The organism is uncultured Thiodictyon sp., assembly GCF_903828115.1.
GTDB lineage: Bacteria > Pseudomonadota > Gammaproteobacteria > Chromatiales > Chromatiaceae > Thiodictyon.
On the sequence record NZ_CAIKKU010000366.1, the window covers coordinates 1 to 10,496 of the forward strand.

General features: G+C 66.3%; 11 protein-coding genes. 5 read left to right on the forward strand and 6 right to left on the reverse strand.

Features of this window, described 5'->3' with window-relative positions:
• Positions 1 to 155: 155 nt before the first annotated feature.
• The 3 genes from QZY48_RS13350 to rsgA all read right to left on the reverse strand — a co-directional run bounded on the left by QZY48_RS13350 (position 156) and on the right by rsgA (position 3,148).
• Positions 156 to 896 carry a hypothetical protein gene (locus QZY48_RS13350; protein WP_295431359.1) on the reverse strand — a complete coding sequence of 247 codons (741 nt, stop codon included), beginning with the start codon at positions 894 to 896 and terminating at the stop codon, positions 156 to 158.
• 415 nt (positions 897 to 1,311) lie between these two features.
• The gene (locus QZY48_RS13355; RefSeq protein WP_295431361.1) at positions 1,312 to 1,785 is read right to left on the reverse strand and encodes an EVE domain-containing protein; all 474 of its coding nucleotides are present in this window, start codon (positions 1,783 to 1,785) and stop codon (positions 1,312 to 1,314) included.
• A 337-nt stretch (positions 1,786 to 2,122) separates the two neighbouring features.
• A complete protein-coding gene (rsgA, locus tag QZY48_RS13360; protein WP_295431363.1) occupies positions 2,123 to 3,148 on the reverse strand; it encodes a ribosome small subunit-dependent GTPase A in 1,026 nt (341 codons plus the stop codon).
• 257 nt (positions 3,149 to 3,405) lie between these two features.
• On the opposite strand from rsgA, the gene orn reads away from it, so the two are divergent.
• The 5 genes from orn (at position 3,406) to QZY48_RS13385 (ending at position 7,169) form a co-directional block, all read left to right on the forward strand.
• On the forward strand, positions 3,406 to 3,951 hold the full coding sequence (gene orn, locus QZY48_RS13365) for an oligoribonuclease (RefSeq protein ID WP_295431365.1): 546 nt from the start codon (positions 3,406 to 3,408) through the stop codon (positions 3,949 to 3,951).
• 182 nt (positions 3,952 to 4,133) lie between these two features.
• Positions 4,134 to 4,571, forward strand: a complete 438-nt coding sequence (locus QZY48_RS13370; protein ID WP_295431367.1) for a hemerythrin domain-containing protein — start codon at positions 4,134 to 4,136, stop codon at positions 4,569 to 4,571.
• 7 nt (positions 4,572 to 4,578) lie between these two features.
• A complete protein-coding gene (locus QZY48_RS13375) occupies positions 4,579 to 4,836 on the forward strand; it encodes a DUF2249 domain-containing protein (RefSeq protein WP_295431369.1) in 258 nt (85 codons plus the stop codon).
• Complete coding sequence (locus QZY48_RS13380) at positions 4,830 to 6,101, forward strand: hypothetical protein (protein ID WP_295431370.1); 1,272 nt, start codon at positions 4,830 to 4,832, stop codon at positions 6,099 to 6,101. The genes QZY48_RS13375 and QZY48_RS13380 overlap by 7 nt, the downstream gene beginning before the upstream one ends.
• Before the next feature lie 186 nt (positions 6,102 to 6,287).
• Positions 6,288 to 7,169, forward strand: coding sequence for an ABC transporter ATP-binding protein (locus QZY48_RS13385; protein WP_295431372.1), 882 nt, complete (start codon positions 6,288 to 6,290; stop codon positions 7,167 to 7,169).
• Positions 7,170 to 7,266: 97 nt separating this feature from the next.
• On the opposite strand, the gene QZY48_RS13390 is transcribed toward QZY48_RS13385, so the two are convergent.
• From QZY48_RS13390 to QZY48_RS13400, 3 genes are all read right to left on the reverse strand, one after another.
• Complete coding sequence (locus QZY48_RS13390) at positions 7,267 to 7,935, reverse strand: retron system putative HNH endonuclease (RefSeq protein WP_295431374.1); 669 nt, start codon at positions 7,933 to 7,935, stop codon at positions 7,267 to 7,269.
• Positions 7,932 to 9,188 (reverse strand): AAA family ATPase, encoded by a 1,257-nt coding sequence (locus QZY48_RS13395; RefSeq protein ID WP_295431376.1) that lies wholly within the window; start codon positions 9,186 to 9,188, stop codon positions 7,932 to 7,934. Before QZY48_RS13395 ends, QZY48_RS13390 begins: the two co-directional genes overlap by 4 nt.
• Positions 9,189 to 9,230: 42 nt before the next feature.
• The coding region (locus QZY48_RS13400; protein WP_366929684.1) for a homocysteine S-methyltransferase family protein at positions 9,231 to 10,496 on the reverse strand (1,266 nt) is incomplete at its 5' end.

Here is a 10,496-nt window from a genome sequence, read left to right on the forward strand (position 1 = left end):
GGAGCGCCCGCCCGGCATTCCCACGCTGGAGCGTGGGAACGAGACGCGAATCCGGGGCGCTAGGATAACCTCGATCACGACAACGACAACGACAACGACAACGACGCGACGAGCATTCCCTAAGGAGCTTGTTTAACTTATTCGTGAACCGTTCCTCAGGTCTGTTCAAATACCTGAAACCGGCGCACCTGGCCCGCATCGAGCCGGGGGGCGGCGTGCGGCGTCGGCCGGGTATTGCCGTCCAGGTCGATGGAGTAGGCGTCGAGCCTGGTGTAGGCGATGCTGCGCTCCAGGGTTCCCACCTGGACCAGGCGGGGGTCGGCCGGCGCCCATTCGGCCGGCAGAATGAGCCGGCAGCGCCCGAGGCCGGTCGGGTCAAGGGTGAAGGGGGAAGGGAAACGGTACTGCTTGCGGCTGCGAATGGCGCCGTCTCCGTAAGAGCCAAAGCCCTCGATCTTCTCCTCGATATGCGCCGCGGCGCCCCCCCGATCGGTATTGATCAGGTCCCGGTGGGCGATGCAGAGTGAATGGATCGGCCGCGGTTTTCCGCCGCTGCCGGTATAGAGGAGGAAGACCAGGAAGCAGTCGCGGTCGTCCTTGGGCTCCGCCGGGTTGATGCTCCTGGAGTCGTAGTCCTTGCGGGCGGGCCGGCCGTTCCTCAAGGCCATTGACTTGACCTCGTAGCCCTCGACGGGTGCCCGGGTGTCGTCACCGACCCAGAGGTCCGGATCGCCGGCGCGGCCCTGCGGGTGCAGCGGCAACCCGAGCGCGGCGACGCGGGCGGCGAACCAGTCCTGCGCAAAATACTCCTTGTCGTTGGCGCTGCGCGGGATCATGTCGACCCCCGTGGTCATGGCCTGATGGGCGGCCAGAAAGATTTCGATGCTGTGAGTCATGTGATCGGCGATCCTGAACGGCAAAGTGTCTGAATTCAACTGGTCGGCCGCGATCTGTCGGCGGGCCTCCAACTCCTGCGACAAGTGTAGGCATTGTGCCGGTCCAGTTCCGTGCGGTAGCCGGTCGTTGGCCTCGATCAAGATTCCGGCCGCTTGGGCTCGCCGGGTGCGTAGTCAGGCCATCCTGGCCTGACACCGTCAGGGGTGGAAGCCCTGACTACGCACGCCGCTGGCCGGGATTACGATCAAGGCCCGGTCGTTGGTCTCCCGTTCGCAGGCGGTGGTGGCGCCTACCCCCCGGATAGTGGCGGAACAGGGGGACCGGACCCAGGTTGCAGTCGTTCAGCGCGACGGCGCCGTCCAGCGTCTTCAGGCGTTCACGCGGGGTCTCCGACAGCTGCGCCGCGTGCCCAAATTATTGAGCCGCCTCCAGCCCCAGGATAAAATCCCACTGGGCCGGCGTCACCGGCATCACCGAGAGCCGGTTGCCCCGGCGTACCAAGGGCATGTCGGCGAGCGGTCCGTCCGCGTGTAGCTTGATCTCGCGCAGCGGGATGGGGCCCCTGAGGTGACGGACATAGCGCAACTCGACCAGGTACCAGCGCGGCCGTGCCGGGTCGCTCTTGGGGTCGCAATATTTCGCCTGCGGGTCGAAGGCGGTGGCGTCCGGGTAGGCCTGGCTTGCGACTTCGGCCAAGCCCACCACCCCGGGTTCGGCGCAGTTGGAGTGATAAAACAGCACCGCGTCACCGATGCGCATCTGATCGCGCATCATATTGCGCGCCTGATAGTTGCGCACCCCGTCCCAGGGCTCGCCCGCGGCCCCTTTGGCCTTGAGATCCGCGATACTGAAGGCGTCCGGTTCGGACTTGAAGAGCCAGTAGGCCATGGTTGCCCCGGGTGGTTGGATGAGTATTGCCGCGTGCGCCTCTTGAATCCTCTCACGGAGACACGGAGGCACGGAGACCGGAAAAAAACATCTGACAACTGCGTTTCAAGTCGGTCAGAGGCGCGAACCAATGCCGGTAACAGGTCGAATACGCCCTCTGCAACGCCGCGGTCACAGCGGGCGCCGGCCTTAAGCATAATACCCGGCCCACCAGCCAACGGCGAGGTCGCTGGTCCGCACAGCGGACCCTACGCCCTGCTTCTTTCTCCGTGTCTTTGTGTCTCCGTGAGAGAAATTCTTTTCCCGTGTCTCCGTGAGAGAAATCGTGAGGTAAAAGTCAGCCCCAGGTCGGCCCCAGCCCCGCCGCCAGATGATGGAAGTTGGCAAGCCGCTCCGGCGCGATCTGTCCCGTGTCGACCGCCTCACGAATGGCACAGCCGGGCTCCCGGTCGTGTCGGCAGTCGCCGAAGCGGCAGTGACCCAGGTGGGGGCCGAATTCGCGGAAGCCCCGTTGCAGCGTCTCCCGGTCGATGGCGCCCAGGCGGAAGCTGCGCACCCCCGGTGAGTCGATCAGCGAGCCGCCGCCGATCAGGCGGTAGCAGGTGGCGGTGGAGGTGGTGTGACGGCCCAGCCCGGTGGCCCGGGACAGGCGCCCGATCTGGACCTCCAGGTCCGGCAGCAGGGTGTTGACCAGGGACGACTTGCCGACCCCGGACTGGCCGACCAGGATGCTGGTCTCACCGGCCAGGGCGGCGATCAGGGCGACCAGGGTCGCGGGGCGGCGCAGGCTGGTCCAGAGGGTCTCGTAGCCGATCGCCGGGTAGTGGGCGAAGCGCGCCCGGAAGGCCGCCTCCCCCAGGGTGTCCAGCAGGTCCATCTTGTTGGCGACGATCAGGGCCTGGACCCCGATCAGCTCCGCCGCCGCCAGGTATTGGTCCACCAGATAGCCGCTCGGGTCCGGTTCCGGGGCGATCAGGACCACCAGCCGGGTGAGGTTGGCCGCGAGCGGCTTGTCGCGCCCGCTGTAGTCCGGGCGGCTCAGGACCATCCCCCGGGGTTGGATGGCGGTGACCACGCCCTGCCCATCGGCCGTGGCCTGCCACACCACCTGGTCACCGCACACGGGGTGCCCGATATGACGGCGCGCCAGGCAGTGGTGGACCTGGCCGTGCGGGTCCTCCACCGCCAGGTTGGCCCCGTGGCGGACCACCACCCGGCCGGCCTGGGGCCCGAGTGCGTCCGGTTCCTCCTCATCGAGCGCCGCGAGCGCGTTCTCCGCCCGGTCCGCCAGGCGTTGGCGGCGGCGCTCTTGGATGGTCTGGATCCGCTCGAGCTGACGTTCGGACAGGCGCCGCCTGGTCATCGGCGCTCAGGGCGTGACGTGGTGGCAGAGGGTCTGGGCGTTCGCTGCCTCCCTGGCGGGTCGCACCGCGGCCAGGGGGGCGGCCGGCGCGAAGGGCAGGGCGAGGGGTAGCGGGTGTTGGATCATGAGTTCAAATTCCGTCGGTGTGTCACCCTATTGTAGAGACTGACCGGGCGCGCTGCACGGCGATGGGCTGCTAGACTGCGCGGCTGGTGACGATTTGCCGCGGAGCGCGGCGACTGACACGGACTCGCGACATGCCCAAGAGCGAACAAAACCTGATCTGGCTGGATCTCGAAATGACCGGCCTCGACCCCTTCACCGACCACATCCTGGAGATCGCCACCGTGGTGACCGACCAGGACCTGGCCATTCTGGCGGAGGGCCCGGTGCTCGCCGTCCACCAGCCGGACGGGGTCCTGGCCGGGATGGACGACTGGAACCGCACCCACCACGGCGATTCGGGTCTCAGCGCGCGGGTGCGTGCCTCGGTGACGGCCGCCGCCGCCGCGCAGGCCGCGACCCTGGCCTTCCTGGCCGACTGGGTGCCGGCCGGGGCCTCGCCCCTGTGCGGCAACAGCATCTGCCAGGACCGGCGCTTCCTCGCCCGCTTCATGCCCGAGTTGGACGCCTACTGCCACTACCGCAACCTCGACGTGAGCACGCTCAAGATCCTGGCCCTGCGGTGGGCGCCGACGGTGGCGGCGAGCTTCAAGAAGGCGTCCAAACACCAGGCGCTCGACGACATCCGCGAATCGATCGCGGAACTGCGGCATTATCGCGAGCACCTGCTGCGCCCGTAGGGTCCGCTGCGCGGACCGTCCAGCGTCCGTGGTCCAGCCGCGGCGGGCGATCATCAATGGGCGGCCCGCTGCGGCGACCACAGCACGCACCCCGGGCCGCCGCTCTGATCCAGATCAAGGCGCGGTCGGGTCGGGGCGCACACAATTGAAACCGATGCGAGCCACCCCAAATCAGGCTGACCATGACAACTGCCATCACCGATTCCTTTACGCAGGACCACCACGGCTGCGACCGCCTGTTGGCGCAGGCCGAGCGCCGGGTCGCCGCGGGCGACTGGCCGGCCGCGGCGACGGCGGTCGCGGACCTCGGCGCCGCCATGGAGCACCACTTCGCCTTGGAAGAGGGCGTCCTGTTTCCGGAACTGGCGCAGGTCTTCCGGGTAGCCGAGAACCCCATCGAGGTCATGGTCGCCGAGCACGCCCAACTGCGGGCGCTGCTGACGGACCTGCACCAGGCGGCCGCGGAGCGCGCCCAGGCCGACGCCCTCGGCGTCCTGGAGACGCTGCACCTGCTGGTGCAACAGCACAACTACAAGGAAGAGGGCGTGCTCTACCCCATGGCCGACGGGGCGCTGCCCGAACGCGGTGCGGCCATTGCCGCCCTGCTGGCCGGGGACTGAGCGCGTCATGGCCCAGGTCCTGGATGTCCGCACCCTGCCCCCGCCGGAACCCCTGGAGCGGGTCATGGATGCCCTGACGGCCCTGCCGAACGGCGGGCGGCTCTGGGTCCTGCACCGCCGGGAGCCCTTTCCACTCTATGACATGCTCCAGACCATGGGCTATTCCTGGCGCGTGCGGGGCCGGGAGGGTCATTTCGAGATCCTGATCTGGGACAGCGGGGCGCCGCCGACCCGCGCCGAGCTGTCCTGGAACCCCCCGTGCTGAATACCGCGGGCCTGCGTCTGGATCAGGCCCCGCCGCTGACCGTCCCCTTTGCCTTCTTCCTCGGTGCCCCGCCCTTCGCGGTGGCCGCCGGGCTCCTGCTGGCCTGGCAGGGGGAGGGCGCGCTCGCCGCCCGCTGGACACCGGCGGCCCTGGCCCTGGCCCACCTGATCGCGCTGGGCTTTCTGAGCCAAATCCTGTGCGGCGCCCTGCTGCAACTGCCGCCGGTCCTGGCCGGGGCGCCGGTGCCGCGGGTGGTCCCGGTGGGGCGTGCCGCCCAGGCCCTGCTGGCGACGGGCACCGCGCTGCTGTGCGCCGGGCTCGCGCTGGGCTGGGGTCCGGCACTGGGGCTCGGCGCGCTGGGCGCCGCCGCCGGGCTCACGCTGCTCGCCGGGGCGGTCGCCGTTGCGCTCAGCCGCGGCCGGGGCAGCGTGGACACGCGCCGGGCCATGGGGCTCGGCCTGGGCGCCCTCGCCGTCACCGTCGTGCTGGGGTTGGTATTGTCGGCGGCACTGCTCGGCTGGTTGCGCCTGCCCGGGCTCCCGGGCTGGGTGGACCTGCACCTCGGCTGGGGGCTGCTGGGCTGGGCCGGGCTGATCCTGATGGGGGTGGGCTATCAGGTAGTGCCTATGTTTCATGTCACGCCGGCCTATCCCGGCTGGCTGCGGTCCTGGTCGGCCCCGCTGGCGGCCGGGGGCCTGGTCGCGGCCACGGTCCTGACCCTGGCCGGACAGGCGGAGCGGGCGACCTGGGGCCTGGGCCTGGCCGCGGCCTGCTTCGCGGTCTTTGCCCTCACGACGCTCGACCGGCAGCGCCGCCGCGAGCGCCCCATCCTGGACGCCACCCTGCTCCACTGGCGCCTGGCCATGGCCTGCGTGCTCGCGGCGGTGCTGCTGTGGTTCACCGGCGGTCGGGCCGAGACCATCGGCGTCCTGCTGCTGGTCGGGGTCGGCGTCGGGCTGCCGAGCGGCATGTTGTTCAAGATCATGCCCTTTCTCTCCTGGTTCCACCTGCAACAGCGCCAGCTCGCGGCCCGCCGCTTCGACCTGCGCATCCCGCACATGCACGCCTTCATCCCGGAGCGCCGCGCGCGCATCCACTGGGGGCTGCACCTCAGTGCGCTCGGCCTGCTGGTCGCCGCCACCCTGGTCCCCGGCCGCGGTCTGGCGTCGCTCGCGGGGCTGGCGCTCGCCGTCTCCGCGGGCTACCTGGGCCTGCTGCTGATTGGGTGCTATCTGCGTTATCGGGCGCTTGCGCGCCGTTTTTGAGTGCCGTGAACGATCTCAAGCCCCGAAGGGGCGTTACATACCAGCCCAGGGCAGCGCCCTGGGTCAAGTTCATAAGAAGATTCAGCCCTGAAAGGGCGTGACAGAACGATCAAATCGAGAGCTTTCACTGATGCGCGTGCTCAATCCTCCTCGCCCCGGCGAGTTCATCCGTAAGGTCAATATGAGATGACCATCCTCCTGGACGTGCAGTCCCTGGTGCGCAGCTTCCCCGGTGTGCGCGCCGTCGACGGCCTGAGTTTCCAGGTCTTGACCGGCCAATGCTTCGGCCTACTCGGTCCCAACGGGGCCGGCAAGACCACGACGCTCCAGATCCTGGAGGGGATCGACCGGCCGACCTCGGGCCAGGTGCTGTTTCGCGGCCGACCCCTGGACAAGGGGTATCGGGAGCTGATCGGGGTCCAGTTCCAGTCCACCGCGCTCCAGGACTTCCAGACCGTGGGCGAGTGTCTCCAGACCTTCGCGAGCCTCTACGGCCGCCACGCCGACCGGGCGTCGCTGATCGCCCTGTGCAACCTGGACGAGATCCTGAACCGTGACACGCGCGTACTCTCCGGCGGCCAGCGCCAGCGCCTGCTGCTTGCGCTCGCCCTGGTCAGCGACCCGGAACTGCTCTTTCTCGACGAGCCGACCACCGGCCTGGACCCCCAGGCGCGGCGCAACTTCTGGGACCTGATCGAGACGGTGCGCCGCCAGGGTAAGACCGTGGTGCTGACCACCCACTACATGGAGGAGGCGCAGCGCCTGTGCGACCAGGTCGCCATCGTCGACCACGGACGCATCGTCGCCCAGGGCGCGCCGCTCGCACTGATTCGGGAGCACTTCCCCGCCGCCATCATCCGGCTGCCGGTGGAGGCCTGGCCGGACGACGTGCCGCTGCCGGCGACGGCCGAGACCCGCGGGGCCAGGATCGAACTGCCGGTCGCGGACGTCGCCGCCGCCCTGCTGGAGTTGGGGCGCAGCGGCGCCGACCTGACCGGACTGCGGGTGGACGTGCCTAACCTGGAGGATGTCTTTCTCAAGTTGACCGGGCACTCATTGCGGACCTGAGGGCGGCCGGAGATCAACGCAAGACGAGTGACTCGATGGCATCAGGCAATCGGGGCTAGGGCAAGTTTGGCGTAATCTTGGAACCCCCTGATTGGCATCATACCGTTGCGCCCGCACCGTCGGCATCGCTTATGAGTTGTTGGGCATATCGGAAGACGACCTGAGCGAACGGCTGCAGATCTTCCCTATCCCTTGCCTCATAGGCGTCGGCGATGGCCTGAAGCTCGTCCGTCGTCGCCGATTCGAGAAAAGCCGCGTCGAACATGCCCGCCAATGCCTCTGCGCGCCGATTGCGAAGATAGATTGTTCTAAGATTTAGCTTCAGTATCATGGTTTTCGCGGCTCGGTCGTCCCCGTCGCTGGGGACGATCTCCCCGTTGTCCTGATAACTGAATCGCTGTTCACAATCTGGGTGCAAAGGGGAAATCGTCAACGCCTCGTCGAACCACTTACTTTTGCAGTGCCCACAGTGAATGGGGTTATCGGGCTTCTGCTGTCGAATACAGGATGCGAACAGGTTGCTGAAGTCGAGTGCTAGCTCCGAGAAATGTTCTTGTGGCCGAAAATGCTCGATATGACTGTCACTGCAATTGATTGCTCTGCCGCAGTAGCAGCAAAGCCCACCTTGCTCCCGGATCAAAGCGTCTTGGAGAACTGCTTTTTCGGGGTTCTGAAGGTTATTGAAGGTCGGCGTCCAATTCTCATTCGCCAATGACTTCCAGGTGCCGAAGCTGTCCGGTTCCGCCCCCTTGATTATTCGCCTCATTTTCCAAGCAGCTCTTTTCGCTTCAGGAGTGCCCGAGCGCGCACCAGCTCGGGGATATCGGGCGCGGTTCGCGAAAGTCCTTCCAATAGATCTTTTGCGTTGCTCAAATGGTTTCGTTCCAGTGCCGCAAACAGCTCTCCCAATCGGAACTGAGTTCCGGATTCTCGTGCAGGCACGTCCATCAACTCCTCCAGTATCCGGCTCGAATCCATACCGAAGGATGTGCGCGGCCGGCTGGCGAATACTCCTTGGGATCCGCATTGCATCAGCCAAATGCCGTGCGGATGAACATGACTCAATACCAGGCTGGAATGGGTCGAGACGATGAACTGACAGCGGGGAAACGCCTCAGAAAGCTTCTTTATCATTTCGCACTGCCAGCCCGGGTGCAGATGGAGCTCCAGCTCATCGATCAACACCACACCCTTTCCAAAACGTGGGTCTTCAAGGCCGGGATTAAGCATCGCCAAACGTCGGGCAATGTCGCCGACGAGGGCCAACATACACTTCTCGCCATCCGACAACTGATTGACATTCAACGCAATCCCTGCCTTGTCGACGGTCATTCGCAGAGGTTTTCGGCGGATACGAGGATCCCTGATCCCCAGAAAATCCTCGATCGCGCGCCGGACCGTATCGAGCCCTTTGTCCCGGTAGTTGGGATTGTCCCGACGCTGTTCGTTCTCGACATCCTCTTGATTGCGAAACCAAATGAAAAAGCGCTTAAAATCCGCGCCATTATGCTCGAGCGCATCCACATAGGCTTCGAGGGGGTGGTCTCTGGCCTTCTCACGGACCCGCATCGGAGCCTTGATCACCGCTCGATGCACATCGTAGTAAACCATCAGCGGGAAATCGTCTGAGCGGGGGGCATCGGCAGGCTGCCGCCCGAAGTGGTATGAAACCACCGTATTCACCGGCTGCAAGTCGCTACTGCGCTCCGGTGGGTGCGCACCGGCTTTACGATTTCGGGCAAGCCTCCAGTTGACGGGGAGACCGCTCAGCTCACCCAGCACGTCGACCCGAGTAAATGCCTTGCCGACCTCAATGTCGTCAGGGGAGAAGGGGCGGGCCTTGGCGTAGTTGCCGTAGATTCGCCAACTGACCTGCGACAGGAGAATCGCCAGCGCGTCGAGCACAGCGGACTTACCGACACCGTTGACGCCCACCAGCACATTGATCCGGTCCGTGAAGTCAAGCTCCAGATCTCCGATACCACGGAAATTCTTCAAGTGAACAGAATGGATTTTCATGGTTAGAGTGGCTCCCTATTCGCAGTCTGAGGCGAAGCCGCCTTACGCGTTGAACGCCTCCAGCCCTGACAGCCGCAGCCGGTGATCGTTCTCCCGCGGTTGGCGCGGTGCCTGGCCGGCGACCGCGGCGGCGATGGCGCGGATGTGCGCCGGGGTGCTGCCGCAGCAGCCGCCGACAATGTTGACGAAGCCCGCCTGGGCCCACTCGGCGACGTGCTCGGCCATCTGCTCCGGGGTCATGTCGTATTCACCCATCTCATTGGGCAGGCCGGCGTTGGGGTGGAATGAGGTATAGAACTCACTGACCCCCGCCAGGTCCTCCACATGGGGCCGCAGCGCATCTGGGCCGAGCGCGCAGTTGAGCCCGATGGAGAGCGGCCGGACGTGGCGCAGGCTGTTGTAGAAGGCCTCCACCGTCTGGCCCGAGAGAGTGCGCCCGGAGGCGTCCGTAATGGTGCCGGAGATCATCACCGGGAGTACCACCGCGTCCTCCTCGAAGACCTGATCCACGGCAAAGGCGGCGGCCTTGGCGTTGAGTGTATCGAAGATGGTCTCGATGAGGATGGCGTCCACCCGCCCGGCGATCAGTGCGCGGGTCGCCTCGGCATAGATGGTCACCAGTTCATCGAAGTGGGTGTTGCGGGCACCGGCGTCATTCACGTCCGGGGAGATGCTGGCGGTCTTGCTGGTGGGGCCCAAGACCCCGGCGACGAAGCGCGGCTTATCCGGGGTGAGCGCCGTGTAGCGGTCCGCGCAGTCCCGGGCGAGCAGGGCGGCGGCGGTGTCGATCTCCGCCGCATAGTCCTGCAGGCCGTAGTCCGCCTGGGACAGCCGGTTACCGTTGAAGGTGTTGGTCTCCAGGATGTCCGCCCCGGCCTCCAGGTATTGCTCATGGATCTCGCGGATGACCGCGGGCTTGGTCAGCACCAGCAGGTCATTGTTGCCCTTCAGATCCGAGGGCCAGTCCTTGAAGCGCTCGCCGCGGTAGTCGGCCTCGCCGAGTTGGTAGCGCTGGATCATGGTGCCCATGGCGCCGTCGAGGATCAGGATGCGTTCGCGCAAAAGGTCGGCGAGGGTGGACTGGGACTGGGCTGGCATGGGGATTCCGCCTTGGGTTCTTGACAGGGCACCCGGTCGGTGCGGGACTGCGCAGTATAACCGCCGCGGCGCCGACGTCCCTTGCCAAGCGCCGGCGACGGGGGCGATCGGAACTGATGTGGTGGCCGAGATCCCGGGTATCCTGTCCTGGTCGTTGTCGTTGTCGTTGTCGTTGTCGTTGTCGTGATCGGATTGTTCGATTACGACAAC

Excerpts from the sequence above, each read along its gene's own strand:
- QZY48_RS13350 (WP_295431359.1), bottom strand. The coding sequence starts at position 896 with ATGACTCACAGCATCGAAATCTTTCTGGCCGCCCATCAGGCCATGACC.
- QZY48_RS13355 (WP_295431361.1), bottom strand. The coding sequence starts at position 1,785 with ATGGCCTACTGGCTCTTCAAGTCCGAACCGGACGCCTTCAGTATCGCG.
- rsgA (WP_295431363.1), bottom strand. The coding sequence starts at position 3,148 with ATGACCAGGCGGCGCCTGTCCGAACGTCAGCTCGAGCGGATCCAGACC.
- orn (WP_295431365.1), top strand. The coding sequence starts at position 3,406 with ATGCCCAAGAGCGAACAAAACCTGATCTGGCTGGATCTCGAAATGACC.
- QZY48_RS13370 (WP_295431367.1), top strand. The coding sequence starts at position 4,134 with ATGACAACTGCCATCACCGATTCCTTTACGCAGGACCACCACGGCTGC.
- QZY48_RS13375 (WP_295431369.1), top strand. The coding sequence starts at position 4,579 with ATGGCCCAGGTCCTGGATGTCCGCACCCTGCCCCCGCCGGAACCCCTG.
- QZY48_RS13385 (WP_295431372.1), top strand. The coding sequence starts at position 6,288 with ATGACCATCCTCCTGGACGTGCAGTCCCTGGTGCGCAGCTTCCCCGGT.
- QZY48_RS13390 (WP_295431374.1), bottom strand. The coding sequence starts at position 7,935 with ATGAGGCGAATAATCAAGGGGGCGGAACCGGACAGCTTCGGCACCTGG.
- QZY48_RS13395 (WP_295431376.1), bottom strand. The coding sequence starts at position 9,188 with ATGAAAATCCATTCTGTTCACTTGAAGAATTTCCGTGGTATCGGAGAT.